22 protein-coding genes are annotated in these 24,950 nt (G+C 69.7%); 4 read left to right on the top strand and 18 right to left on the bottom strand.

What is annotated here, in order from left to right; translation table 11 throughout:
- Positions 1–3: 3 nt before the first annotated feature.
- The 6 genes from ACLQ2Q_RS17315 to ACLQ2Q_RS17290 all read right to left on the bottom strand — a co-directional run bounded on the left by ACLQ2Q_RS17315 (position 4) and on the right by ACLQ2Q_RS17290 (position 7,442).
- A complete protein-coding gene (locus ACLQ2Q_RS17315) occupies positions 4–2,625 on the bottom strand; it encodes a penicillin acylase family protein (RefSeq protein WP_425822145.1) in 2,622 nt (873 codons plus the stop codon).
- A gap of 235 nt (positions 2,626–2,860) precedes the next feature.
- Positions 2,861–3,337 (bottom strand): SRPBCC family protein, encoded by a 477-nt coding sequence (locus tag ACLQ2Q_RS17310; protein ID WP_425822143.1) that lies wholly within the window; start codon positions 3,335–3,337, stop codon positions 2,861–2,863.
- Positions 3,334–3,702, bottom strand: coding sequence for an ArsR/SmtB family transcription factor (locus ACLQ2Q_RS17305; protein ID WP_425822141.1), 369 nt, complete (start codon positions 3,700–3,702; stop codon positions 3,334–3,336). Before ACLQ2Q_RS17305 ends, ACLQ2Q_RS17310 begins: the two co-directional genes overlap by 4 nt.
- Before the next feature lie 260 nt (positions 3,703–3,962).
- The gene (gene argG / locus ACLQ2Q_RS17300; RefSeq protein WP_425822139.1) at positions 3,963–5,405 is read right to left on the bottom strand and encodes an argininosuccinate synthase; all 1,443 of its coding nucleotides are present in this window, start codon (positions 5,403–5,405) and stop codon (positions 3,963–3,965) included.
- Positions 5,406–5,500: 95 nt separating this feature from the next.
- The gene (locus tag ACLQ2Q_RS17295) at positions 5,501–6,205 is read right to left on the bottom strand and encodes a Pr6Pr family membrane protein (RefSeq protein ID WP_425822137.1); all 705 of its coding nucleotides are present in this window, start codon (positions 6,203–6,205) and stop codon (positions 5,501–5,503) included.
- A 151-nt stretch (positions 6,206–6,356) separates the two neighbouring features.
- Positions 6,357–7,442, bottom strand: a complete 1,086-nt coding sequence (locus ACLQ2Q_RS17290) for an NAD(P)H-dependent flavin oxidoreductase (protein WP_425822135.1) — start codon at positions 7,440–7,442, stop codon at positions 6,357–6,359.
- Between the two features lie 102 nt (positions 7,443–7,544).
- Between ACLQ2Q_RS17290 and ACLQ2Q_RS17285 the strand changes: the two genes are divergently transcribed.
- Both ACLQ2Q_RS17285 and ACLQ2Q_RS17280 read left to right on the top strand, forming a co-directional pair.
- Positions 7,545–8,831, top strand: a complete 1,287-nt coding sequence (locus ACLQ2Q_RS17285; protein ID WP_425822133.1) for an adenylosuccinate synthase — start codon at positions 7,545–7,547, stop codon at positions 8,829–8,831.
- A 94-nt stretch (positions 8,832–8,925) separates the two neighbouring features.
- Positions 8,926–10,107: a lactonase family protein gene (locus tag ACLQ2Q_RS17280; protein WP_425822131.1), complete on the top strand. Its 1,182-nt coding sequence runs from the start codon at positions 8,926–8,928 to the stop codon at positions 10,105–10,107.
- Between the two features lie 148 nt (positions 10,108–10,255).
- Here the strand turns inward: ACLQ2Q_RS17280 and ACLQ2Q_RS17275 are convergent, their stop codons facing one another.
- The gene (locus tag ACLQ2Q_RS17275) at positions 10,256–11,449 is read right to left on the bottom strand and encodes an AI-2E family transporter (RefSeq protein WP_425822129.1); all 1,194 of its coding nucleotides are present in this window, start codon (positions 11,447–11,449) and stop codon (positions 10,256–10,258) included.
- Positions 11,450–11,545: 96 nt separating this feature from the next.
- Here ACLQ2Q_RS17275 and ACLQ2Q_RS17270 point away from each other — a divergent pair, with 96 nt between their 5' ends.
- Positions 11,546–11,854, top strand: a complete 309-nt coding sequence (locus tag ACLQ2Q_RS17270) for a chorismate mutase (protein ID WP_425822127.1) — start codon at positions 11,546–11,548, stop codon at positions 11,852–11,854.
- A gap of 9 nt (positions 11,855–11,863) precedes the next feature.
- The gene (locus ACLQ2Q_RS17265) at positions 11,864–12,982 is read left to right on the top strand and encodes an ATP-binding protein (RefSeq protein WP_425822125.1); all 1,119 of its coding nucleotides are present in this window, start codon (positions 11,864–11,866) and stop codon (positions 12,980–12,982) included.
- Between the two features lie 171 nt (positions 12,983–13,153).
- Here the strand turns inward: ACLQ2Q_RS17265 and ACLQ2Q_RS17260 are convergent, their stop codons facing one another.
- The 11 genes from ACLQ2Q_RS17260 to ACLQ2Q_RS17210 all read right to left on the bottom strand — a co-directional run bounded on the left by ACLQ2Q_RS17260 (position 13,154) and on the right by ACLQ2Q_RS17210 (position 24,939).
- Positions 13,154–13,840, bottom strand: coding sequence for a hypothetical protein (locus ACLQ2Q_RS17260; RefSeq protein ID WP_425822123.1), 687 nt, complete (start codon positions 13,838–13,840; stop codon positions 13,154–13,156).
- Positions 13,837–14,769: an ABC transporter ATP-binding protein gene (locus tag ACLQ2Q_RS17255; RefSeq protein WP_425822121.1), complete on the bottom strand. Its 933-nt coding sequence runs from the start codon at positions 14,767–14,769 to the stop codon at positions 13,837–13,839. The genes ACLQ2Q_RS17260 and ACLQ2Q_RS17255 overlap by 4 nt, the downstream gene beginning before the upstream one ends.
- Positions 14,766–15,161, bottom strand: coding sequence for a GntR family transcriptional regulator (locus ACLQ2Q_RS17250; protein WP_425822119.1), 396 nt, complete (start codon positions 15,159–15,161; stop codon positions 14,766–14,768). The genes ACLQ2Q_RS17255 and ACLQ2Q_RS17250 overlap by 4 nt, the downstream gene beginning before the upstream one ends.
- Positions 15,162–15,349: 188 nt before the next feature.
- Complete coding sequence (locus tag ACLQ2Q_RS17245; protein WP_425822117.1) at positions 15,350–16,231, bottom strand: hypothetical protein; 882 nt, start codon at positions 16,229–16,231, stop codon at positions 15,350–15,352.
- Between the two features lie 9 nt (positions 16,232–16,240).
- Positions 16,241–16,921 carry a hypothetical protein gene (locus tag ACLQ2Q_RS17240; RefSeq protein WP_425822115.1) on the bottom strand — a complete coding sequence of 227 codons (681 nt, stop codon included), beginning with the start codon at positions 16,919–16,921 and terminating at the stop codon, positions 16,241–16,243.
- A 77-nt stretch (positions 16,922–16,998) separates the two neighbouring features.
- A complete protein-coding gene (locus ACLQ2Q_RS17235) occupies positions 16,999–17,130 on the bottom strand; it encodes a hypothetical protein (protein ID WP_425822338.1) in 132 nt (43 codons plus the stop codon).
- 4 nt (positions 17,131–17,134) lie between these two features.
- A complete protein-coding gene (gene purL / locus ACLQ2Q_RS17230; RefSeq protein WP_425822113.1) occupies positions 17,135–19,567 on the bottom strand; it encodes a phosphoribosylformylglycinamidine synthase subunit PurL in 2,433 nt (810 codons plus the stop codon).
- A 221-nt stretch (positions 19,568–19,788) separates the two neighbouring features.
- Positions 19,789–20,718, bottom strand: coding sequence for an esterase/lipase family protein (locus tag ACLQ2Q_RS17225; RefSeq protein WP_425822111.1), 930 nt, complete (start codon positions 20,716–20,718; stop codon positions 19,789–19,791).
- 10 nt (positions 20,719–20,728) lie between these two features.
- Positions 20,729–21,955 (bottom strand): amidohydrolase, encoded by a 1,227-nt coding sequence (locus ACLQ2Q_RS17220; protein WP_425822109.1) that lies wholly within the window; start codon positions 21,953–21,955, stop codon positions 20,729–20,731.
- Between the two features lie 224 nt (positions 21,956–22,179).
- On the bottom strand, positions 22,180–23,199 hold the full coding sequence (locus ACLQ2Q_RS17215) for a LacI family DNA-binding transcriptional regulator (protein WP_425822107.1): 1,020 nt from the start codon (positions 23,197–23,199) through the stop codon (positions 22,180–22,182).
- A 51-nt stretch (positions 23,200–23,250) separates the two neighbouring features.
- Positions 23,251–24,939, bottom strand: coding sequence for a glycoside hydrolase family 13 protein (locus tag ACLQ2Q_RS17210; protein ID WP_425822332.1), 1,689 nt, complete (start codon positions 24,937–24,939; stop codon positions 23,251–23,253).
- Between the last annotated feature and the right edge of the window lie 11 nt (positions 24,940–24,950).

Here is a 24,950-nt window from a genome sequence, read left to right as displayed (position 1 = left end):
TCCTCACCCCGCCGGCGTCAGGGTGAGGGTGTTCGCCGCGCTCGAGTCGACGGCATCCGCCGTGTATGCCCACGCCGCCTGGCGGAAGTGCTGCCAGTCCTCGGTCTGGTCGGCGTAGTTGGGATGGAATGCGTGGCCGCTCGCGCCGGTGAGGTGGTTCCAGGTCGACGCGTCGAAGTCGGACAGGTCGACCACCATGCGCATCGAGGGCACCGTCACGACGTCGTAGCCATCGCCGATGTTCCATCCCGTCGCATTCACCACGGACGAGCCGCCGCCGACCGGGAACGGCCCGCGGTTGAACAGGGCCTCGATGGCCGGGACTCCGGAGGTGCCGAAGGTCTCGCTCGCGAGGGTGAGTGTGTGGAGCGAGCCCCACTCCCACCGGTCGGGGTCCTCTCCCTGCAGCTCGACGAGCCGGTCGTATGCCTCGCCGGCCACGTAGGCGAGCATGTCGTCGCGGCCGTCCACGCCGAGGTCTTCGTTGGTCCACCATCCGGAGTCCGGGTTCTCGAGCAGCGTGTCGACGACCGTGAACAGGCGGCCCTGGCCGCTCACCGGCGCGGGTGCCTCCCGCTCGGCGAACAGCGTGTCGAGCAGGGTGTCCCAATAGACGTTGGCGTAGGCGGCGGCCGGGGAATCCGCCTGGTTCTGGGCGTTCCAGGACCGCAGCAGCTCCACGGCGGCCTTCGGACCCGCACCGCGGATGTCGACATCCATGAGCGCCGTCGCCAGCCGCTTGCCGATCCAGAACTCGTTGTCCGCCTGAATCGCACGCATGTCCTCCGCCGTCAACGGCGCCGCCGCGATCTTCCGCTCGAGCAGGTCGACGATGCGGGCGGCCCGGTAGCCGTAGTCCCAGTCGCGGGAGAGGAAGTACGGGTAGCGCTCGTCGACGATGGCGTTGTTGGCCGTGACGATGTAGCCGGAATCCGGGTTGTACGAGGTCGGCAGCTCGTCGAACGGGATGTAGCCCTTCCAGTCGTACGCGCTGTCCCACCCGGGCTGCGGCATCCACCCATCGCCTGCGCCGCGGACCGGCAGCTTGCCCGGCGCCTGATAGCCGATGTTGCCGTCCACGTCGGCGTAGATCAGGTTCTGCGCCGGCACGTCGAAGCGCTGCGCCGCCGCTCGGAACTGCTCGAAATCCTGCGCCACGTTGAGCGCGAAGATGGCCTGCGCCGTCGTGCCGGGCTCGAGCGCGGTCCAGCGCATGCTCAGGGCGTACTCGCCTTCGAGCGGGTCCTCGGCCGCCGCGACCGTGCCGCCGTCGCCCGACAGGTAGGGGTTGCCCGCGATGGCGGTGAATCCCTCGGTCAGACCGGAGACGATCGGGCCGTGCACCGTCGAGCGGATCTCGAGCTGCACGTCCTCGCCGCCGGCGACCTCGATGGTCTCGGTGCGTGTCTCGAGCGGCACGAGTGCGCCGTCGCGCCAGTACGAGCCGCCCTCGAGCTTCTCGATGTAGAGGTCGGTGACATCCGTCGTGAGATTGGTGAACCCCCACGCGATCCGGTCGTTGTGGCCGATGACGACGCCGGGCACCCCGGAGAATCCGAATCCAGCGACGTCGAACGGGCACTTCGGGGTGCGCACCGCGCAGCGCAGCTGGATCTGATGCCACACGCTGGGCAGCGACGCCCCGAGGTGGGGGTCGTTCGCCAGGAGCGGCATGCCCGTCTCGGTCAGCTCTCCCGAGACGACCCACGAGTTGGACCCGATGCCTTCGCCGGCGCCGCCGAGCAGAACGCTCGCTGCCGACACGACGTCGGAGACCTCACGCCATTCGATACCGGCGGGAACGGCCTCCGCCTCGCCCTCGGCTCCCGCCTCCACGCTCACCGGCTCGACGACTACGACCGCCGGCACGATCACGGGATTCCGGTCGAACGGATAGCCGGGGTAGAGCTCCGTCAGCTGGCTGGGGGTGAAACTCTGGGCGAGCATCGCGCGCGTCGTCTCGTCCTCGACGTTGGTGCGCAGGTCCCAGGCCATCGCCTTCAGCCACGCGACGGAGTCCGCCGGCTCCCACGGCTCGGGCTCGTAGTCGGCGTTCTGCAGGCCGAGCACGGCGTACTCGAGCGAGAGTTCGGCGCCCTCGTGCTCCTCGAGGTAGGCGTTGACCCCGTCGGCGTATGCCTCGTAGTACCCGAGCACGGTGGGATCCATGGCCGCGACCTCCTGCTCGGCCGTCACCCGCCATCCGAGCGTGCGGAGGAAGCTGTCGGTGCCGAGCTGCGACTCGCCGAAGAGCTCGGAGACGCGGCCGCTGGTGACGTGCCGGCGGAAGTCCATCTCCCAGAACCGGTCCTGGGCGTGCACGTATCCCTGCGCCGCGAACAGATCGTGGGTGCTGTCGGCCGAGATCGTCGGGATCCCGAGGGCGTCGCGCTGCACCGCCACGGGGCTCTCGACTGCCGAGATCGTGATGCTCCCGGAGAGCGCCGGGAATGACCGCTGGATGGTCCAGACCACGAAGCTCGCGGCGATCACCGCCATCACGAGCACGCCCGCGACGGCCGCGAACAGTGTGCGTCCGAGGATCCTGCCGGCTCTGCCGCGGCGTGGTTCGGGGGGCAGATCGGAGTCCGCCACGATCGTCGGCGCGATGTCCTGCTTCGTCATCGAGAGCTCTTTCGGTGTGCGGCGCGTGAAACTCAGTCTCGTGCACGGTGAATCTCACGCCCACGATTCGGGTGCATGTGCGCCCAGGCATCGTATCCCGGGTGAACCCGAATGGGATCGCTCTCTCCCATAGGGCGAAGGCGATCGCGTCCTCCTCAGTTGCCGAAGGGACGCGATCTGCGTCTTCAGGCGGCGCGAAACCGCCGTTCGCGTCCTTTCGCGATGGTCGGACAGGTCAGAGGTGCAGCCGCGCGATCGTCATGGTCCAGCCTTCGCGGATGCCGAGATCGAGCCACCGCTGCGCGGCGGCCTCGGAGAGGTGGTCGGGCAGTGTCAGGGAGAAGGTCGCGTCGGTGCCGCCCCCGGCATCCACCAGCTCGACCGTGCCCACGGGACCGGCGCCCAGGTCCTCAGGGTCGAGCTCCGGCCATCCGTCCACCGCGCCCCACGCGAAGACGATGCGGCGGTCGCGCTCGAGTTCGAGGTAGATGCCTCCGGTCGTGTACGCGGTCTGGGCATCGATCACCATCGGCACCCGCCAGGCGCCGCCCACGCGGAGGTCGACCTCGATGGGCTGCTCGGGGCGCGGCTGCTCCGGATTCAGGAACCAGCCGAGGTGATCGGGGTCGGTCCACGCACGGAAGACCGCGCTCGGCGGAGCGTCGAAATGCCTGCGGATGCTGATCTCGCGCTGGATCTGCGTCTCGGTCACGATCGTGTCTCCTTCTGATTCATCGGATCTGCAAGTGGTCGGTCGGATGCCGTGAGCCCGGCGAGCTGACGCCCCAGACGGTCGAAGCGCTCCTCGAAGAACGAGCGGTAGCGGCCGATCCAGTCCTCGGCATCCCGCAGTCTGGCGGGCTCGATGCGGCACGAGCGCTGCTGCGCGTGTCGGTGCTTGATCACGAGCCCCGCCTGCTCGAGCACGGTGATGTGCCGCGAGACCGCGGGCAGGCTGAGGTCGAACGGCTCGGCCAGTTCGCCGATCGTCGCCTCACCCCGCGACAGCCGCTCGAGGATCGCGCGCCTTGTCGGGTCGGCGAGGGCCGCGAACGTCGCGCTGAGGTCGTCTGTCATGTCCTCAACGTACGCGTACTTGAGTCATTACGCAAGTACTCAAGTAGCGCCATTTCGTGCACAACGGCGGGGATTGGCGGCGACGCGCCGGAAACAGGCGGGGGCAGACGGCGTGTCGCGGAGGAAACCCGCCGTTGTGCTCGCGACACGATTCCGCATGTACCGAAGGGCGCGGCCCCGTGCCCCCTATGTACCGGGGGGTGCCCGCGCGGAACACAGGTACCGGAAGCGCGCGTGGCGCGTCGAGCGAACTACACGGGTCAGTCGGTGCCGGCGTCGTACATGGCCGAGTCGGATGCCGCTTCGATGGCGTCCTCGAGGGCCTCGGCATCCGCATCCTGCGGGGCACCGGAGCCCAGGATCTCGAGGGCTTCGCCCTCCGTCACGCTGCCGACCAGTGCCGCGGTGGCACCGCCGATGATGCCCTGCGCGGCATACTGCTCGAGTCGCGCACGGGAGTCCGCGATGTCGAGGTTGCGCATGGTGAGCTGGCCGATGCGGTCGGTGGGACCGAAGGCGGCGTCGCCGACGCGCTCCATGGAGAGCTTCTCGGGCGAGTAGGACAGCGACGGTCCGGAGGTGTCGAGGATCGTGTAGTCGTCGCCGCGGCGCAGCCGCACGGTGACCGACCCCGTCACCGATGACCCGACCCACTTGTCGATCGATTCGCGCAGCATGAGCGCCTGCGGGTCCAGCCATCGGCCCTCGTACATCAGGCGTCCGAGCCGCCGGCCCTCGGCGTGGTAGTTCGCGACGGTGTCTTCGTTGTGGATGCCGTTCAGCAGCCGCTCGTACGCGATGTGCAGCAGCGCCATGCCGGGTGCCTCGTAGATGCCCCGGCTCTTCGCCTCGATGATTCGGTTCTCGATCTGGTCGCTCATGCCGAGGCCGTGGCGGCCGCCGATCTCGTTGGCCTTTCGCACCAGGGCGACCGCATCGCCGAACTCGTCGCCGTCGATCGCCACAGGGCGGCCCTCGAAGAAGGTGACGGTGACGTCCTCGGTCGGCACCTCGACGGAGGAATCCCAGAACCGCACGCCCATGATCGGCTCGACGGTCTCGAGCGAGACGTTCAGGTGCTCGAGCGTCTTCGCCTCGTGGGTGGCGCCCCAGATGTTGGCGTCGGTCGAATAGGCCTTCTCGGCGGAGTCCCGATAGGGGAATCCGTGCTCGACGAGCCACTGGCTCATCTCGCTCCGGCCGCCCAGCTGCGTGACGAAGTCGGCGTCGAGCCATGGCTTGTAGATGCGCAGGCGCGGGTTGGCGAGCAGGCCGTAGCGGTAGAACCGCTCGATGTCGTTGCCCTTGTAGGTGGAGCCGTCGCCCCAGATGTCGACGCCGTCCTCCCTCATGGCACGCACGAGAAGCGTGCCGGTGACGGCACGGCCCAGCGGCGTCGTGTTGAAGTAGGTCTTGCCGCCCGAGCGGATGTGGAAGGCGCCGCACGCGAGGGCGACGAGCCCCTCTTCGACGAGCGCCGCCTTGCAGTCCACCAGGCGTGAGAGTTCGGCGCCGTACTCCAGCGCGCGATCGGGCACGGCATCGATGTCGGGCTCGTCGTACTGCCCGAGATCACCGGTGTATGTGCAGGGGACGGCGCCCTTGTCGCGCATCCACGCGACGGCGACCGAGGTGTCGAGACCCCCAGAGAAGGCGATGCCGACGCGTTCGCCGACGGGCAGGGAAGTAAGGACCTTCGACATGCCCCAAGTCTAGTGAGGGGCGGATGCGGCCCCTCACGGGGCTCCGCCGTGAGCGCCGGGCTCCGCGGCGCGCGTCCTGAGGCCTCTGCCCTCCGTCACATCGTGGCGAATTCGGCCTTGACGCGCTCGTGCCGCCAGCGGCCGGCCCAGATGACGAAGAACCCGAAGACGATGATGCCGACGGCGATCGCGATCACGTAGACGACGACGCTTCGGAAGCCGCCAGGACCGTTCGGGTCGAGGAATGGATACGGGTACCACCACGCGTTGCCGGTCGCCGGGGCGATGATGAGGTTCGCCCGCACGAGCGTGTAGAGGACCCACACGATCGGGTAGGCGACGATGATCCAGACCGCGCGCCACGGCAGCGCCCGGCGCTTGGGCGCGAAGAAGAGATCCACGAGCAGCACGAGCGGGATGACGACGTGCAGCACCTCGTTCGACCAGGGCACCGTGACGCCCTGCGGCAATTCGACGTTGCGCAGCAGCGTGTTGTAGACCACGCCGGTCACGAGCATGTAGGTGGTCGTGCAGGCGAGCAGGATGGCGAACCACCGGGGCTCGGTGTCCTCGTCTCGGCCCTTCGTCCACGCCCAGACGGCGCCGATGGCGAGCGTCACGACGGCGAGCACGTTGGACTGGATCGTGAAGAAGCTCAGGAAGTTGGCGATCACGGTCGGCAGGTGGGAGCCGTAGTCCGTGCTGCTCGCCAGCGCGTTCTGCACGCTCCGCGCGAGCTGGGCGATGATCGCCGCAAGGCCGAGGAGGGCGCCGGCGGCGCGGAAGAAGGCATAACCCATGGCGAGACCCTTCGTGGATTACTCGCCAGACTAGCGACAGGGATCGCGTCGACGGCCGGATGCCGCGCCGACGCTCAAGGATACGATGCGTCGCCGCCGCCCGCCGAGCGGATGCCGCGCCGACGCCCGAGGACGGGATGCCGCGCCGGCTTCACTCGGGAAGCAGCACGTCCACTCCGGCCGCGAGGTCCCGCAGCAAGGCGGACGCGTCCCGCTCGCGGACAAGGCTCGCCGCCTGTCCCGCCCACAGCGACAGCAAGTCCGTGCGACCGAGCTCGGCGGCGCGCGCCCGGAACAGCCCCGTGAGCCAGTTCTGCAGCGGGAAGGGCGCCGGACCTGTGATCTCGCGAGTGGCACGGTTCGGGATGCCGCGCGCCAGCCGGCCGCTCATCGCCCGGGTCAGCACGGTCTCCGCGGCCGCGCTCGAGCGCAGCGCGTCGCGGTGGGCCCCCGAGGTGCCGCTCTGCTCCGTCGCGAGGAAGGCGGTGCCGATCATCGCCCCCGACGCACCGAGCACCAGCGCCGCCGCGACTCCGCGGGCGTCGGCGATGCCTCCCGCGGCGATCACCGGCACATCGATCGCGTCGACGACCTGCGGCACGAGGGCGAAGGTGCCCACCAGCGACTCCTCGGCCGGGCGCAGGAACGACACGCGATGGCCGCCCGCCTCCATGCCGCTCGCGACGACGGCATCCACTCCTCCGCGTGCGAGCGCGACGGCTTCGTCGACCGTCGTCGCCGTGCCGATCACGCGGATGCCGCGGGCGTGGCACGCGTCGACCGTCGCGGCGTCGGGCACGCCGAAGACAACGCTCAGCACGGCAGGGCGCGCTTCGAGCACGGCGTCCAGCTGCTCGTCGAACGCGGGCAGATAGGCGGCGGGAGCCTCGGAAGGCGGTGTCATGCCGACCTCGGCGAACAGGGGGGCCAGTCGCTCCGCGGCGGCACCGAACCGGTCCCAAGAGAACGCGGAGCCCGGTTCCTCCTCGCCGGGCCCGCGGTGCGGCAGCCACAGGTTCAGCGCGAACGGCCGGGTGGTGGCATTCCGCAGCTCCGCCGCCGTGCCGAGAATGCGCTCACGACCGTATCCATAGAGGCCGTAGGACCCGAGTCCGCCCCCGTTGCTCACGGCGGCGGTCAGCGCGATGCTCGACGCTCCGCCGAACGCTCCGAGCACGATCGGCAGGTCGATCCCGAGCATCCGGGTCAAGGCCGTTTCGCGCCATCGGGAGGACATGCGTCCCAGTCAAGCACTCGGCCGGCTGATGGGCATCCCCGGCCGCATCGGGGCCGCCCGATAGGATGGGGTGTACCGTCGGATCCTTCCCGAGGAGTGAATATGCCCGCCATCGTCATCGTCGGAGTGCAATGGGGGGACGAGGGCAAGGGCAAGGCCACCGACCTGCTGGGTGACCGCACCGACTGGGTCGTGAAGTTCAACGGCGGCAACAATGCCGGCCACACCGTCGTCATCGGCGACGAGAAGTACGCCCTGCACCTGCTGCCCTCCGGCATCCTCTCCCCCGGTGTGACGCCGGTGATCGGCAACGGCGTCGTCATCGACCTCGAGGTGCTCTTCGCGGAGCTCGAGGCGCTGCACGCCCGCGGCGTGGACACCTCTCGGCTCAAGGTGAGCGCCAACGCGCATCTGATCACGCAGTACCACCGCGTGCTCGACCGGGTGACCGAGCGCTTCCTCGGCAAGCGGCAGATCGGCACCACCGGGCGCGGCATCGGGCCCTCGTACGCCGACAAGATCAACCGCGTCGGCATCCGCGTGCAGGATCTCTTCGACGAGAACATCCTGCGCCAGAAGGTCGACGGCGCCCTCGACCAGAAGAACCACCTGCTCGTCAAGGTGTTCAACCGCCGCGCGATCACCGTCGACGAGGTCGTCGAAGAACTGCTGGCCTATGCCGAGCGCCTGCGGCCCATGGTCGCCGACACCGGCCTGCTGCTCAACGACGCCCTGGACGCGGGCGACGTGGTGGTGTTCGAGGGCGGTCAGGCGACGATGCTGGATGTCGATCACGGCACGTATCCGTTCGTCACCTCGTCCTCGGCTACGAGCGGCGGCGCGGCGACCGGATCCGGCGTCGCCCCGAACCGACTCGATCGCATCGTCGGCATCGTCAAGGCGTACACGACCCGTGTCGGGGCCGGGCCCTTCCCGACGGAGCTGTTCGACGAGCAGGGCGAGTGGCTGCGCTCGCGCGGCTTCGAGTTCGGGACGACGACCGGCCGCCCCCGCCGCGTCGGCTGGTACGACGCACCGATGACCCGCTACGCCACCCGTGTGAACGGCATCACCGATCTCGTGCTGACCAAGCTCGACATCCTCACGGGCCTCGACGAGATCCCGGTCTGCGTCGCCTACGACGTCGACGGCACGCGCTTCGATGAGGTGCCCGTCAACCAGACGGACTTCCACCACGCACGGCCCATCCTCGAGAGCTTCCCCGGCTGGAAGCAGGACATCTCCGGGGCGCGCACCTTCGAGGACCTGCCGCTCGAGGCCCAGGACTATGTGCTCGCGCTCGAGGAGATGAGCGGAACCCGCATCTCCGTCATCGGTGTCGGTGCCTCTCGTGACGCGGTGATCGTGCGCCACGATCTGATCGACTGATGCCCCTCCCCATCCGGTTGGCGACCTTGTCGAACCACCGAGACCGGACCGTTCGACGAGCTCTGGGACCGACACTGCCGGAGCAGGGACGCTGATGCGGTTCTGGACCGGCGGCTACACCGCCGACATGGGAGGCGGCGCGGACGGTGTGGGCGCGCTGCTCGCGGGATCGATGGACGACGCGTCCGCCGGCGGCCCACTGACCTACGAAGGCGCCGCGGCACCCGCGCCTTCGCCGTCGTGGCTGGCCCGGCATCCATCCGCCGACGTCGTCTACGCCGCGCTGGAGGGGATCGGAAAGGTCGCCGCCTTCACGCGCACCGGCGAGGCGACCCTCGCCAGGCTGGGACCTGCCGTCGAGGTCGGCGAGAACGTGTGCCACATCGCCGTCGCACCCGACGGGGGCTCGCTGATCGCGAGCTGCTACGGCGACGGGCGCGTCGTGCGCGTGTCGCTGGATGCCGCGGGCACGCCGTCGAACCCGGTCGCGGGCGCGCCCGCCGCGGATCCGTACGCCCTGCCCGGCGAGGACATGCCGGCGAACTTCGTCCTCGGTGAGGCGTCGGCGCCCGCGGATGACGGGGCCGGGCTTCTGCGTGACTTCCGCGCGTCGCTCGCGGCGGCCGAGGAGGGCCGCTCGGTGGAGGAACCGGCCGCGCCTGCGGCGGCTCCCCAAGGAGCGGGGCGGGTCTCGCACGCCCACTCCGCCGCCTTCCTTCCCGACGGCCGCGTCGCCACGACGGATCTCGGCTTCGATCTGGTGCGCGTCTGGCGGCCCACGGCATCCGGACTGCGCCCCGATCACGAGATCGTGCTGCCGAGCGGAAGCGGGCCACGGCACATGGTGGTGCATCCGAGCGGTCACCTGCACGTTGTGACGGAGTACTCGTGCGAGGTCTTCACGCTCGGTCGCAACCGCGAGGGCCGCTGGGTTCTGCTGGGCGGCGCGTCGCTCGCGGCGATGGCCGGCGACACCGCCGCGGAGCTCGCGTCCTCGCGCGATGGCGACTTCCTCTACGCGGGGCTGAGGGGCAGCAACACGATCGCCACCGTGCGGGTGCGCGGTGCGGGCGAGACCGTGGAGCCGGTCGCCCTCGTCGAATCGGGCGTGGACTGGCCCCGGCATCACATCATCCAGCGCGACACCCTGCTCGTCGCCGGGCAGCGCTCGAACGACGTGACGTCGCTCACCCTCGACCTCCGCACCGGTGTGCCGGGTCGCGTGCGGTACCGTGCCGAGGCGCCCTCGCCGACGATGCTGCTGCCGGTCGGCTGAGCCGATCCCCGCCTCGCGGCTGAGCCGATCCCCGCCTCGCGGCTGTGCCGGTCCCCGTCTCGCGGCTGGGCCGGTCCCCGTCTCGCGGCTGTGCCGATCCCCGTTTCGCTGCTGGGCCGGTCCCCGCGTCGCGGATATGCGCTCGGGGCTAGATCTTGGCGTCCTGCCGCGGCAGGAACACCTGTTTGATGATCAGGAGTATCGACGCGGTCACCGGGATCGCGATCAGGGCGCCGAGCAGGCCGAGCAGGGTGCCGCCGATGAGCGCGCCGATCACGACCAGCGAGCCCGGGATCTCGATGGCCTTGCTCATCACCTTGGGGGTGAGCACGTAAGCCTCGATCTGGATGTAGATCAGGTAGCAGATCGCGAAGATCAGGGCCGAGAGCGGGCTCGTAAACAGAGCGAGGATCGTCGCGGTGATCCAGTAGAGCACCGGCCCGACGAGCGGGATGATCGTGATGCAGAACGCGAGCACGCCCATCAGCAGCGGGAACGGCAGTTGGAGCACGAGGTGCAGCGTGAAGGCGATCACCGAGTTGCAGAACGCCAGGATCACCATGCCCATCAGGTAGCCGCCGACCGACTCGGTGATCTGATCGATCATCGAGCGCGCCTTCGGGCGGTTGCGGGCCGCCGCGAACTGGACGAACGACGCCTTGATCCCCGAGAGCGACAGCACGAAGTAGAGGGTCAGCACCACGACGATGAGCCCGCCGGATATGGCAGTCGCGATGCCCGCCCCGATCTTCAGGGCACCACCTCCGATGGCGGCGATGTTCGCCGGATCGGTGAGGAACTTCTCGGCGTCGGTCACCAGTGACGACAGGCCCGTGCCGAAGATCCCCTCCAGCCAAGCGAAGAAGTCCGAATCCTGGAAGTTCTTCACCGTCTGGGGGAAGTCATCGATGAATGAGGTGATCTGGTCGACCAGCGTGGGGACGACCAGCCACAGCAGGCCGATGACGATGACGGCGAAGACGAAGAAGATGATCAGCACGGCCAGGCCGCGCTTGACGTTGTGCCGCTCGAGGAATTTGATCACGGGGTCAAGCCCCAGCGCGGCGAACATCGCGAACGCGATGTAGATGAAGATCGTCGACAGGTTGATGAAGGCCGCCCCGATCGCCAGCGCCCCGAGCCCACCGAGTGTCAGAAGGAAGCCGACTCCGAACGGACTGTCGAGCCTCGCCCAGAACCGCGAGATCGGCGGTTCGGGATAGGTGGACACGGCGCCCGGTCCGCCTGTCGTGAGGGGCGCCACGGGAGATGCGGGGGCCAGATCGGTGCCGGCGGCCGGCGAGGCTGCGAGTGGAACGGAAGAGGGGGTGCCATCGCTCATGGTCACACTGTAGGCCCGGCGCTCGATCGCGGTCGCCACCCGATCTCCATGAAAGTGAACGCGCCGCGGGGCGATATCGTCGAACGAGGAGGACCGATGAACGATTCCGAGGACCCCACCGCGACTCTGCAGCGGCTGCGCGGCAGCATCGACAACATCGACGCCACGCTGGTCTACCTGCTGGCCGAGCGCTTCAAGTGCACGAAGGAGGTCGGCGAGCTCAAGGCGAAGCACGGGATGCCGGCATCCGACCCCGCGCGGGAGGAGCAGCAGCTCGCGCGGCTGCGTGCCCTCGCCCTGGATGCCGAACTCGACCCGGAGTTCGCCCAGAAGTGGTTCACTTTCGTCGTCGCCGAAGTCATCCGTCACCACGTGGCCGCCGCGGAGACGACCGAGCCCCTCTAGCATTCGAAGATGGCCAACGAACTGCGCATCGGCACCCTCCTCGAATCGGAAGACGCGGCACCATCGCACGTGCTCGCCGCCAAGCTGAACCGGCATACCTTCTGGTGCGGGCAGAGCGGGTCCGGCAAGACCTACGCCCTGGGGGTGCTGCTCGAGCAGGTGCTGCTGCACACTCAGCTCCCGCTCGTCATCCTCGACCCCAACTCGGACTTCGTGCGGCTCGGCGAGATCAGGAAGGATGCGCCCGCGGCCGAAGCGGTGGAGCTGGCCAAGCGAGACATCCGCGTCTTCCGCCCATCGGGAGCGGGCGGGGAGCCGCTGCACGTCCAGTTCCTGAGGATGCCGGTGCGCTCGCGCGCCGCGATCCTCCAGGTCGATCCGCTGAACGACGCCGAGGACTTCAATGCGATGCTGCGCCTCGAAGCGGAGCTGACCGCCCTGCAGCCGTCGGGGCGACTGCCCGAGTCATTCGGCCACGGGCAGCTCGTCGCGTTCCTCAAGGGCTCGGACGACCCGATTCGCCGTCGGCTCGCGATGCGCCTCGAGAACCTCGGCGTCGCCGATTGGGAGCTCTGGGCGTGGGGTCACCGCAACGTCATCGAAGACATCGAGGAGCGGCCGGACGCGACCGTGATCGACCTCGGCGGCTTCCCGACCCAGGCCGAGTCGCGGTCCGCCGCGCTCGCCGTGCTCGATCACCTCTGGGACAACCGTGAGCAGCGCATCGGGCGGCTCATCGTCATCGACGAGGCGCACAATCTGTGCACCCCGGAACCCAGCACGCCCGTGCAGCGGCTGCTCACCGAACGGATCGTGCAGATCGCCGCCGAGGGTCGGAAGTACGGACTATGGCTCCTGCTTTCGACGCAGCGGCCGTCGAAGGTGCACCCGAACGCGCTGTCGCAGTGCGACAACCTCGCCCTGATGCGGATGAGCTCCCCCCGTGACCTCGACGAGCTCGGCGACGTGTTCGGCTACGCTCCCGAGTCGCTCCTCGGGCGCAGCCCGGGCTTCGCCCAGGGTCAGGCGCTCTTCGCGGGGGGCTTCGTCGACCAGGCGAGCCTGGTGCAGATGGGGTCGAGGCTGACGCACGAGGGCGGCAGCGACGTGAAGGTGCCGCTGCGCTGAGCCGTCCGGCCGCCGCGGCATCCCACCCCTCACGTACTTCGGAGAATGCAGCGAACTTCGGAGGATTCCGAGGGAACCCCCCGAAGTCCGTGACATTCTCCGAAGTTGGGGCACCGATAGGGCGGCGGAGCGAGTGAATCAGGGCGACCGATCGCGCCGGAGCAACGGCGGTCAGGGAGTGGTTCGACGCAGCGTGAGGTAGGAGATACCGGCGAGCGCCGCCGTGAGCAGGAGCGCCCACGCCGACAGGCCGAGGGTGCCCTGCTCGCCGAACCACGCGAACACCTGCGCCCAGGCGTCCAGGTTGCCGATGATCCACATGGCGCCGACGAGGAGGGCGCCGATTCCGATCAGGATCGCCGTCAGAACGAAGGTGCCCCACCGCTTGAAGATCGTGGCCGCCCAGAATCCGATCACGAAGAACAGCATCCCGATGACGAACCACGTGAACCAGGCAGCCCACCACCCGTCCGCCCACATGGCCTCGATGTAGAAGTAGTAGCCGTTGAGGCCCCAGCCGTTCGTGGCCTGCTCGAGGAACCCGCCGACGATGAAGAGGGCCGCCAGGATGCCGGAGGCCAGCGCTGCCGTCGCGAGCGTGCCGAGGTAGAACTCGCGCCTCGTCACGCTCATCGCCTGGGAGAACGGGAAGGTGGCGGACATCGCCAGCACACCGAGCGCGAGGAAGTACCAGTAGGTGGACTGCGCCGCCCCGCCGTACTTCGCGCCTTCGTAGGGAATGAAGGAGAAGATGATCAGCGTCAGGGCGAGGGAGCCGCCCAGTATGAGCAGCGGCACCCAGACGAAGGTCTGGCGGTTGATCAGCTGCATGCGGACGACGTTGAGCGTGCGGGTCATCGCAGCGCCTCCTTCGTGTCGGTGCCATCGGATCCGACGGCGGCCGCCGCGGCCTCGCCGCCGACGTGCTGCGTGGTGCGGACGATGAGCTGCTGGAGGGAGACGGGCGCCACATCGAGCCCCGCCTCGGTCAGCCGGGCGCGGTCGGCGCTCGACAGGGCGCCGAGCACCGTCACTGACGAGACCCGTCCCATGCTCTCGCGATGGATGACCTCGCGGCCGGCCACGAAGGCGTCGACCGCCGCCGTGTCGCCCACGATGTTGGCGGCGCGGTCGCGGATGGCGTCGGTCTGCTCGTCGATGATGATGCGCCCGCGGTCGATGACGAGCACGCGCTCGATGAGGTTGGAGACCTCGTCGATCAGGTGCGACGACAGGATGACCGTGCGCGGGTGCTCCGCGTAGTCCGCGAGCAGGCGGTCGTAGAAGATCTGCCGTGCGACCGCGTCGAGCCCGAGGTACGGCTCGTCGAAGAACGTGATCTCGGCGCGCGAGGCGATGCCGATGATGACACCGACCGCGGAGAGCTGCCCGCGGGACAGCTTCTTGATGCGCCGGTTGAGGGGCAGCTGGAAGTCATCGACGAGCCGGTCCGCCAGTGCCTGATCCCAGTGAGGGAAGAACAGGGATGCGGCGCGGAGCGCATGCGACGGCTTGGCGTCGTCGGGGTACTTCTGACTCTCCCGCACGAAGCACATGCGCGAGAGCACGTGTGCGTTCTCGTACGGATTCTGGCCGAAGACGCGCACCTCGCCGCTCGTTGCGAAGTTCTGTGCGGTGAGGATCGACATGACCGTGGTCTTGCCGGCGCCGTTGCGGCCGAGCAGGCCGTAGATCGTGTCCTTCTCGATGGTGAAGCTCACGTCATCCACAGCCGTGGTCTCGCGATAGCGCTTCGTCAATCCGTTCACCTCGATGACGCTCGTCATGATGAGGTCCCTTCTGTGGCGGGGGATTCCGCGGTCAGGGGTTTCCGCGCGCGGATGAGGGTGGCCAGCTCGTCCGCGTCGAGCGCGAGCTTGCGCGCCTCGAGCAGGAGCGGGTCGATGAAACGGGCGGCGAACGCTTCACGGCGCTCCGCGAGGAGGGAGTCGCGGGCGCCTGGGGCGACGAACATGCCGATGCCACGGCGCTTGTAGAGGATGCCTTTGTCGACCAGCATGCCGATGCCTTTCGCTGCCGTCGCCGGGTTGATGCGGTAGAACGCGGCAAGTTCGTTCGTCGACGGGGCCTGCCCGTCTTCGGGGAGCGCCCCGTCGATGATCGAGTCCTCGACCTGCTCCGCGATCTGGAGGAAGAGCGCTCTGCCTTCTTCGATCACGCGCGGGTCTCCGCTCTGTACTGGTTACTTACTGAACCAACTAACCACAGAACCAACGGGACGTCAACTGCCGGATGCCGAGGTTTCCCGTTCGCACGGAACGCGCTCTTTGGGCGTCCCATGGACGACGGGGAGGACGGGCGAGCGGACGGCCTGGGCGAGCCGAGCGGGACGCTCGAGCGGAGCGGCTAGGGAGACGTCGGGGGCTTCGTGCCCCGGCTGGGGACCGGCCAGGGGTTCGCCGGACCCGAACCGCCGGGTCGCGGCGGGGCGGCCCATGGCTTGGGGGGCGGCGCCGGCGCCGCGCGGGGAGCGGGCGTCTGGTCGGCAGACCCCGCGGGGTTCGCCGGGTCGACGGCGCCCGTCGTCAGCTCGAGCGCGACCTTCTTCTCGAGGACCTCGACCGCCTCATCCGAGAGCGAGATCAGCCCATCGAGCTCCTGACGCACCCGGCGGTACGCGAGCTGCCGTTCGGCCGGAGTCGCCGCTTCGTCGATCGCCACGCTGAGGAGCTGCTTCGCCGTGTCGAGGCGCCGGCGCTCCGCCTCGGTGAACGTCGAGTCACGCAGGCGCCGCGCATCCTTCTCCGCGACGTCGAAGGCCACCTCGTAGTCGTTCACCGCCTCGCGGTACTCGGCGAGGGACGCCGCGTCGATCTTCACGCGGGCGGACACGGGCCGCAGCCGATCGGCCACCTTCTTCGCGCGGAGGAACGCGGCGGTGAGGGGCTGCCGGCCATCGCTCATCGCGGGGAAGGCGATGAGCTTGGCGACATCCAGTTCGTACGTCAGCCACCGCTGCGTGACCTCGTCGTGTGCGTCCATGAGCCGCTGCAGCCGTGTGACCTGCGATTCGACCTCCGGCTTGCCTCGGAGCCCGATCGGTCCGGTCGTTGCCCGTGCGGCGGCCTGCGCCGCCTTGTACTCGCTCTTCGCGTGCAGGATCTCAATACGCCGCTTGTGCCGCCGATCAAGGGCCTTCTGCCAGGCGCGCCCGACACCGCCGGCGACCCCCATCAAGGGAAAGATCAGCCACCAGAACCCGCCGATGAACTGCCAGAACGGCTCCACACCCTCATGCTATCCGCGTGGAACCGACCGACGCGCGTCCTGTTCCGCGACTCCGAAGGCCGCCTCCAGGGCGTGGACCGCATCCCGGTAGGTCGCGAACTCCACCGTGGTCACGCGTGCGCGCGCCGAAGCGGGGCGCAGGCGGGATGCCTCCGCGCGGCGCACGAGGAAGGCCGCGGTGCTCGGATGCCGGGCGTCGGTCATCTGCGGGAAGGCGATGAGCTTCGCGACATCCGTCTCGTAGTCGAGCCAGCGTGCCGTCACGGCGTCGTGCCGGGTCATCAGCGCGGCGAGCGGAGCGGCAGAGGGATCCCGCGTCGCGGCGGCCATGCGCGCACGCGCCGCACTCACGGCCATGCGCTTGGCACGAAGGGTCGTCACCGCGGCTCGCTGCGCGCGCCTGGCGGCCTGCAGCTCGCGGTGCGCCTCGGGCGCGGAGAGGAAGCCGGGCAGCCACGTTCCGGTCTCGGCCTGTGCGGTCAGCATCCGGGCGTGCGCGGCACGAGCTTCTGCGCGCGCCACCACGATCGCCGCATGGGCCGCGGTCACCTCCCGCCGTGCTGCGTCGACTTCGAGGCGGCGCTGGCGGCGACGTCCGGCGGTCAAGGCGCTGTAGGAGGCGACACCGAGCCCGACGGTGGCGGGGGCTGCCCACCACCAGGCCTCGAACAGCGCGAAGACCGGCTCCATACCGACATGGTAACCGCGCGCGTTGCGCCGTGCCGGGGTTCGGGCAAGTGCTCAGGAAGTCGCCGACGCGGCCGTCGTCAGCCGAAGAGCAGGGCGAAGACCGTCGCTCCGCCGCCGACGAGCACGAGTGAAGCGATGACCACCCAGGCCACCACCCGGATGCGCTTCTGGCGGGCGTCGGAGTATACGGATTCGTCTTCGTCCATCACCCGTTCAGTCTAGGGTCGGCGACGGCTCGGACACCGTCGGGCCGAAGGCGGCCGGAAGCGTCGCGGTGGACAGTTCGCGCAGCTCGGAGAGCGGCAGGGTGAAAAGTCCCTGCACCTCGAGCACGCTCTCGCCGGACGGCGGGGTGTCCGTCACACCGATGCGCAGCACCGGGTAGCCGCGACCGTCGCAGAGCCCGCGGAACTTCACGTCGTCCTCGCGCGGCACGGTCACGATCACGCGGCCGGTGGACTCGGAGAAGAGCGCGGATGCGGCATCCACCCCGTCGCGCTCCATGATCTCGCGCAGCCACACGCGTGCGCCGACGCCGAAGCGCAGCACGCCCTCGGCAAGTGCCTGGCCGAGACCGCCGTCAGAGAGGTCGTGTGCGCTGGAGATGAGCGACTGCTCCGCTCCCGCGCGCAGCAGCTCCGCGAGCCGCTTCTCGCCGGCGAGGTCGACCTTCGGCGGCCGCCCTCCGAGGTGCCCGTGCACGGTGCCGGCCCAGGCCGAGCCGCTCAGCTCGGTCGAGGTCACGCCGAGCAGGTAGATGTTCTCGCCGGGGTCCTGCCATCCGCTCGGAACGCGCCGGGCCACGTCATCGATGATGCCGAGCACGCCGACGACGGGAGTCGGGAAGATCGGGGTGTCGCCTGTCTGGTTGTAGAACGAGACGTTGCCGCCGGTGACCGGGATCTCGAGCTCGAGGCATCCGTCCGAGAGGCCCTCGACCGCGCGCTGGAACTGCCACATCACGTCGGGGTTCTCGGGGCTGCCGAAGTTCAGGCAGTCCGTCACGGCCGTCGGGATCGCACCGGTCACCGCGACGTTTCGATACGCCTCCGCGAGGGCGAGCTTGGCGCCCTCGTAGGGGTCGAGCTGGCAGAAGCGCCCGTTGCAGTCGGTCGCGATGGCGAAACCCAGCCCGGACTGCTCGTCGACGCGGATCATGCCGGCATCGTCCGGGAAGGAGAGGGCCGTGTTGCCCATGACGTAGTAGTCGTACTGGTTGGTCACCCACGACGTGTCGGCCAGGTTGGGGCTGGAGAGCAGCTGCGCGAACTGCGCGCGCAGGGTGTCGGCGTCATCCGTGCGGGGCAGCGCGCTCGCCGAGTCCTCGCGCAGGGCGTCGATCCAGTCGGGGTAGGCGACCGGGCGCTCGTATACAGGACCGTCGACCGCGACCGTCGACGGATCGACGTTCACGATCTCCTCGCCGTGCCAGTGGATGACCAGGCGTCCGTCGCCGGTGACCTCGCCGAGCACGCTCGTCTCGACATCCCACTTCGCCGTGACGGCGAGGAACGCGTCGAGTTTCTCGGGCGCCACGATCGCCATCATGCGCTCCTGGGACTCCGACATCAGGATCTCTTCGGGCGTCAGGCTGGGGTCGCGCAGCAGCACCTTCTCGAGGTCGACCTTCATGCCCGATCCGCCGTTGGCGGCGAGCTCCGACGTGGCGCACGAGATGCCGGCCGCACCGAGATCCTGGATCGCCTCGACGAGGTCATCGCGGTACAGCTCGAGGCAGCACTCGATGAGCACCTTCTCGGCGAAGGGGTCGCCCACCTGCACGGCGGGGCGCTTGGTGGGACCGCCGTCGGCGAACGTGTCGGACGCGAGGATGGATGCGCCGCCGATCCCGTCGCCGCCGGTGCGGGCACCGAACAGCACGACCTGGTTGCCGGCGCCGCTCGCGTTGGCGAGCTTGATATCCTCGTGGCGCATCACGCCGACGGCCAGGGCGTTGACGAGCGGGTTGCCCTGGTAGACCGCGTCGAACACCGTCTCGCCGCCGATGTTGGGCAGGCCGAGGCAGTTGCCGTAGAACGAGATGCCGCTGACCACGCCATGGACGACGCGGGCGGTGTCCGGGTCATCGATCGCCCCGAAGCGCAGCTGGTCCATGACCGCAACGGGGCGGGCGCCCATCGAGATGATGTCGCGAACGATGCCGCCGACGCCGGTCGCGGCGCCCTGGAACGGCTCGATGTAGCTCGGGTGGTTGTGCGACTCGACCTTGAAGGTCACAGCCCAGCCCTCACCGACATCCACCACGCCCGCGTTCTGGCCAATGCCGACCATGAGCTTCTCGCGCATCTTGGGGCTGACCTTCTCGCCGAACTGACGGAGATAGATCTTGCTCGACTTGTACGAGCAGTGCTCCGACCACATCACGGAGTACATGGCCAGCTCGCCGCTCGTCGGGCGCCGACCCAGGATCTCGCGGATGCTCGCGTACTCGTCGGGCTTGAGGCCCAGCGCCGCATACGGCTGATCCCGTTCGGGGGTCGCCTCGGCGTTCTCGACGGTATCGGCGAGCTTGCGAGCGGATGCCGCGGCGGCGGCGTCAAGCTTGTGGGCGGATGCCGCGGCGGCGGCGGCGTCAAGCTTGTGGGCGGATGCCGCGGCAGCGGCGTTCGGGGTGGAAAGTGTCACGCGGCTGAACTCCAAGATCGCGGGGGGCCGGACCCTCCCATCCTATCCGGGGCCTCCCGGCCGCTCCCCGTGAGCCCCGAGCCCCTCCCCCTTCCATCGCGAAGGGACGCAATCGGCGGCTCAGCATGCCTGGGAGCAGCAGGTTGCGTCCTTTCGGCTCGGGGGCACGGGGGGGACGACGGGCGCGGGGGCTCAGGGGCTCAGGGGCGGGGGACGGGGGGTCAGCGGGTCGAGAGCATCCGGACGCCGTCGAGCACGGCCAGGTGGGTCGCCCGCGCGGCCAGCACAGCGAAGTGCCCGACGGCGGGCACCTGCACGTTGGTGGCTCCCTCCAGCATGCTGCCGTCGGGGATGTGCGGGTCGTAGCCGCCGAACACCGAGACGATTCGGCCGTTGACGGATGAGTCGCGGCCGAGGGTGACGATGGTCTCGTCGTTGGGCAGCATGGCCCGCACGCTCGGATCGACGAGGTAGCGCGCGAGGCGCGATCCCTTGAACGGCGTGCACACCGCCACGAGCCCGAGCAGGCCCAGCGGCCGCGCGTCGGTGGACGCGGCATCCGGAGCGGGTGCGCTCGCCGCCGCCTCTGCGGGGTCGCCGCCCGTGACCGCCTGCGCCGCCGCCGCCGTGGCGGCTCCGGAGGAGATGAGCAGATGCTTGCCGATCAGTCCGCCCTTGCTATGCGCCACGATCACGCGGCCGGCGGGGGCGGGTCGCTTCTTGGCGAGCGCGCGGCCCAGGCGCTCCGACGTCTCGACGACACCTCGGCGGTTGACGCCCAGTCCGTGCACCACGGTGACGCGGTGTCCTGCCTGACTCAGTGCGTCGCCGAGCGGGCGCATGAACGTCCAGTGCTCGTATACGCCCGGGAGCAGGATGATCTCCGGGAGGTCGGGCGAGCCACGACGCCAGCCGCCGGGTTCCGGGCGAGGACGGCCGATCGTCCATGGCGGCGCGAGGATCGACAGCTGCCGCCGCGCCGCGTAGACGTAGTCGGACGCCCACCACCACGCGCGCGCGAGGCGCGACGGCGGTTCGGCATCCGCCTTGCCGTCCGCCGTGGCTCGAGCGTCGGCTTCCGCGACCTCCGCGTGGTCTGCGGCGGCATCCGCCGTGTCATCTTCTCGCGCGGAAGCTGAGGTGCCCGACATGTGCGGCAGTCTACGAGGCCTTGTCGGCCAGCCATTCGCGGGCAGCCACCACGAGGTTCGCCACGCCATTGTCCAGCGTCGGCTGCAGCACCGGGGCGTAGAACGGCGAATGATTCGTCGGGACGTCGCGGTCGACGGTGCCGGCGGCGGTGGCCTTCGCGAATGCCTCCGAGTCGACGCCTCCCCAGAACCAGAACACGAGCGGAACGCCTGCCTCGGTGGCGAACCACGAGACGTCCTCGCTTCCGGTGAACATGCCCGGATCGAGAACCGTGCCCTCGCCGAAGGCCCCGTCGAACGCCGCGGTCAGCCGCGCGGTGGCGTCGGCGTCGTTGATCGTCGGGGGCAGCGAGTGGTCGGTCGTGATCGTGGGGGGCGTCTCCACGCCGGATGCCGCGGCCTCGGCGTTCACGATGCGCTCCACCTTGGCGAGGATGCGGTCGCGTGCCTCATCGTCGGGGTACCGCAGGCTGAGTTCGAGCTTCGCCTCGGCCGGGATGATGTTGTTCTTCAGCCCGGCGTGCATCGAGCCGACGGTGACCACCGCGACGTCGCGAGGATCGACCTCGCGCGAGACGATCGTCTGCAGCCTCATGACCGTGGCCGCGGCGAGCACGATGGGATCGATCGTCGAGTGCGGACGGGAGCCATGCCCGCCGCGCCCGTAGAGCATGACCGTGAGGCCATCCGAGGCGGCCATCTGGGTGCCGGGCCGTACGCCGATCGTGCCGGTGGGCAACGGGGTCACGTGCTGGCCGAGCACGACGTCGGGGCGGGGGACGCGCTCGAGCAGGGCGTCGGCGATCATCGCCTGCGACCCGGCCCCGTATTCCTCGGCCGGCTGGAAGAGCGCGACGACCGTGCCCGTCCACTGGTCCCGGGTCTCCACCAGCCGCTCGATCGCGCCGACCAGGGCGCTCACGTGCATGTCGTGCCCGCACGCGTGCATGACGGGGACCTCGTTGCCGGCCGGATCGCGCCCATGCGCGATGCTCGCGTAGTCCAGACCCGTGCGCTCGGCCACCGGCAGGGCATCCATGTCGGCGCGCAGCCACACGACGGGGCCTTCGCCGTTTGGAAGCACGGCGGCGACTCCGGTGACCCCGAGGCCCTCGATCACTTCGAGCCCGAGGTCGCGCATGTGCTGCGCGGCGATGCCGGCGGTGCGCGTCTCCTGGAAGGAGAGTTCCGGATGCCGGTGCAGGTCGATGTACAGGGCCTCGAGGTCGATGGTCATGCGTCCGAGCCTAATCGCGCTCCCGGTCCGGCCGGCTGGGGGCCCCCGCCACGACCCCTTCGCGCGGTTTGGGGCGTACGAGTCTCTTTGGGGCGCAGCAGTTGCGCCCCAAAGATCGTGAGGCGCCCCGAACCAGGGATGCAAGGGCCCCCGGAGCCCGGGCGCCGAGAGAAGGGAGGCGCCCGCGAAACCCGGGCCCCTGAACCCGGGGTCGGAAGGCCGGGTCAGCCGTCGTGGCGGGCCGTGGTGCCGCGCACCACGAGCTCGTACGGCAGCTCACCCGGGGCGTGCTCCACGGGGGCGGCGTCGCCGCGCTCGAGTTCGTCGAGGATCGCGTCGGCCGCTCGTTCGCCCTGCCCGAGGGGGAACTGGTCCACGGTCGTGAGGCGGAAGAACTCCCCGAGCTCGTGGCCGTCGATGCCGATGATGGAGAGGTCCTCCGGCACCCGGTATCCCAGCTCGCGGGCGGCGAGCAGCGCGCCGATCGCCATCTCGTCCGAAGCCGCGAAGATCGCCGTCGGCCGCGGGCCCGGTCGGCCGAGCAGCTGCTTCGCGGCACGGAATCCGCCCTCGATCGTGAAGTCGGCCGGCTCGTACAGCGCGGGGCGAGCCGGGATGCCGGCATCCGCCATCGCCTGCTCGAAGCCCTGACGGCGGTGGGTCGGGATGTGGAAGTCCAGGTCGAACTGCGGGTTGGCGCCGATGTGCGCGATGTCGCGGTGTCCGAGCGCGAGCAGGTGCTCGGTGGCGAGCCGCGCGACGGCCACGTCGTCGACCGTGAGGGTCGAGAGGCGCGGGTTGGGGCCCCCGATCGCGATCACGGGCAGGTCGAGTTCGCTCAGGCGGGCGGTCTCTTCGGGACCGAGTTCGATCGAGACGGCGATGACGCCGTCGACGCGCTGGCGGCGCAGGAAGGTCTCGAAGATGCTGCGCCGCACGTCGGCATCGGCCGTGAGGTTGTAGAGCGTGATGTCGTACCCCCGGCGCATCAGCGCCGACGCGACGCCGTTCAGCACCGTGCTGAAGAACCACCGGTCGAGGAACGGCACGAGCACGCCGATGTTGCGCGTGCGGCCGGACGCGAGGCTCGACGCCGAGGCCGAGACGACGTAGCCGAGGCTCTCCGTCGCGGCTTCGACGCGCGCGCGGGTGGCCGCGGAGACGTGTCCCCGACCGCTCAGGGCGCGCGAGACCGTGGCGGTGGAGACCCCCGCGAGGCGGGCCACTTCATCGATGCTCACCACGGTGTCGCTGCTTCCTGTCGGGCTCCCCTGCGGGGCCGCGCCGGATCGGGATCAGACCCGCTCGAACCAGACGGTCGTGTCGGTCGGCACGACCGTTCCGGCGAACGGCTCGCTCTGCGCGAGGACCTGCACGTCCTCGCCACCCACGTCGACCGGGTTGTCGCCGAGGTTCGCCACAACATACAGCCCTCCGCGGCGGAAGGCGATGACATCCGGGCCGTAGCCGTCGAGCCATTCCAGTTCGCCGTGCCCGAGGGAGAAGCGCGCGCGCAGTTCGAGCAGACGGGTGTAGAGGTTGAGCGTCGAGTCCGGGTCGGCCTGCTGCACGTCGCGGGCGAAGGCCGCCCACTCGGCGGGCTGCGGCAGCCAGGAGGCGCCGGTGTCACTGAAGCCGTGCCCGACGCCGTCGGCGGTCCAGGGGAGCGGCACCCGGCATCCGTCGCGCCCGTACCGCTCGCCCTGCGTGCGGAACCACGTCGGATCCTGGCGCGCGTCGTCCGGGAGGTCGATGACCTCGGGCAGGCCGAGCTCCTCACCCTGGTAGAGGTAGGCGGAACCCGGCAGCGCGAGCATCAGGCTCGTGGCCGCGCGAGCGCGGCGAAGGCCGACGTCGGCGATCGGCTTGCCCGGAGAGTCGGGGCCGATGCCGTGGCCCTGCGGGTTCTCGGCCGTCAGAGCGAGCCGAGAGGCGTGCCGGACGACATCGTGGTTCGAGAGCACCCAGGTGCTCGGCGCTCCGACCGCCGCGAAGCCGCGGATCGAATCGTCGATCACGGCGCGGAGGGCGTCGGGATCCCACGGCGTCTCGAGGTACGTGAAGTTGAAGGCCTGGTGCATCTCGTCGGGGCGCACCCACCGGGCCGTCTTCTCGATCGTCGGAAGCCACGCCTCGGCGCAGAGCGCCCGGTCGCCGTCGTATTCGGCCATCACCTTGTGCCAGTCGCGGTACACCTCGTGCACGCTGTCCTGACCCCAGTACGGCACGTCCGCCTCGTCGCCGCCCATGGACGCGGCATCCGCCGGCGGGGTGTAGTCGGGGAGTCCATCGGCCTTCATCAGGCCGTGCGCCACGTCGACGCGGAAGCCGTCGACGCCCCGGTCGAGCCAGAAGCGCAGGATGCGGCGGAACTCCTCCCAGACGACCGGATTCGACCAGTCGAAGTCGGGCTGCGTCGTGTCGAAGATGTGCAGGTACCACTGGCCCGGCGTGCCGTCGGGGTTGGTCGTGCGGGTCCACTGGGGTCCGCCGAAGACCGACTCCCAGTTGTTCGGGGGCAGCTCGCCGTTCTCCCCCTTCCCGTCGCGGAAGATGTAGCGGGCGCGCTCCGGACTGCCGGGGCCGGCGGCGAGGGCCTCCTGGAACCAGACGTGCTGGTCGCTCGAGTGGTTGGGAACGAGGTCGACGATGACCCGGATGCCGCGGGCGTGGGCGGCCGCGAGCAGGTCGTCGAAGTCCTCCAGCGTGCCGAAGAGCGGATCCACATCGCAGTAGTCGGCGACGTCGTAGCCGGCATCCTTCTGGGGCGAGGTCATGAACGGGCTCAGCCAGATGGCGTCGACACCGAGACGCTGGAGCGAGTCGAGACGGCTCGTCACTCCGGGAAGGTCGCCGATCCCGTCGCCGTTCGCGTCCGCGAAGGAGCGGGGGTAGATCTGGTAGATGACGGCGGAGCGCCACCACTCCGCGCCGGGGAACGACCCGGTCGTGGAGAGCGCGCGCTCGATCATCGCCTCGTGCATCAAAGTCATGC

The sequence above is a fragment of the Microbacterium sp. DT81.1 genome, from assembly GCF_049844955.1.
Classification (GTDB): Bacteria; Actinomycetota; Actinomycetes; order Actinomycetales; family Microbacteriaceae; genus Microbacterium.
Note: the sequence above shows the minus strand (reverse complement) of the source record. Positions and strands in the feature narration are given on the sequence as shown.

Coding starts and splice junctions, on each gene's coding strand:
- ACLQ2Q_RS17295 (WP_425822137.1), bottom strand. CDS start 6,205: ATGGGTTATGCCTTCTTCCGCGCCGCCGGCGCCCTCCTCGGCCTTGCG.
- ACLQ2Q_RS17290 (WP_425822135.1), bottom strand. CDS start 7,442: ATGTCCTCCCGATGGCGCGAAACGGCCTTGACCCGGATGCTCGGGATC.
- ACLQ2Q_RS17280 (WP_425822131.1), top strand. CDS start 8,926: ATGCGGTTCTGGACCGGCGGCTACACCGCCGACATGGGAGGCGGCGCG.
- ACLQ2Q_RS17270 (WP_425822127.1), top strand. CDS start 11,546: ATGAACGATTCCGAGGACCCCACCGCGACTCTGCAGCGGCTGCGCGGC.
- ACLQ2Q_RS17305 (WP_425822141.1), bottom strand. CDS start 3,702: ATGACAGACGACCTCAGCGCGACGTTCGCGGCCCTCGCCGACCCGACA.
- ACLQ2Q_RS17225 (WP_425822111.1), bottom strand. CDS start 20,718: ATGTCGGGCACCTCAGCTTCCGCGCGAGAAGATGACACGGCGGATGCC.
- ACLQ2Q_RS17260 (WP_425822123.1), bottom strand. CDS start 13,840: ATGACCCGCACGCTCAACGTCGTCCGCATGCAGCTGATCAACCGCCAG.
- ACLQ2Q_RS17255 (WP_425822121.1), bottom strand. CDS start 14,769: ATGACGAGCGTCATCGAGGTGAACGGATTGACGAAGCGCTATCGCGAG.
- argG (WP_425822139.1), bottom strand. CDS start 5,405: ATGTCGAAGGTCCTTACTTCCCTGCCCGTCGGCGAACGCGTCGGCATC.
- ACLQ2Q_RS17275 (WP_425822129.1), bottom strand. CDS start 11,449: ATGAGCGATGGCACCCCCTCTTCCGTTCCACTCGCAGCCTCGCCGGCC.
- ACLQ2Q_RS17240 (WP_425822115.1), bottom strand. CDS start 16,921: ATGGAGCCGGTCTTCGCGCTGTTCGAGGCCTGGTGGTGGGCAGCCCCC.
- ACLQ2Q_RS17315 (WP_425822145.1), bottom strand. CDS start 2,625: ATGACGAAGCAGGACATCGCGCCGACGATCGTGGCGGACTCCGATCTG.
- ACLQ2Q_RS17265 (WP_425822125.1), top strand. CDS start 11,864: ATGGCCAACGAACTGCGCATCGGCACCCTCCTCGAATCGGAAGACGCG.
- ACLQ2Q_RS17285 (WP_425822133.1), top strand. CDS start 7,545: ATGCCCGCCATCGTCATCGTCGGAGTGCAATGGGGGGACGAGGGCAAG.
- ACLQ2Q_RS17210 (WP_425822332.1), bottom strand. CDS start 24,939: ATGCACGAGGCGATGATCGAGCGCGCGCTCTCCACGACCGGGTCGTTC.
- ACLQ2Q_RS17220 (WP_425822109.1), bottom strand. CDS start 21,955: ATGACCATCGACCTCGAGGCCCTGTACATCGACCTGCACCGGCATCCG.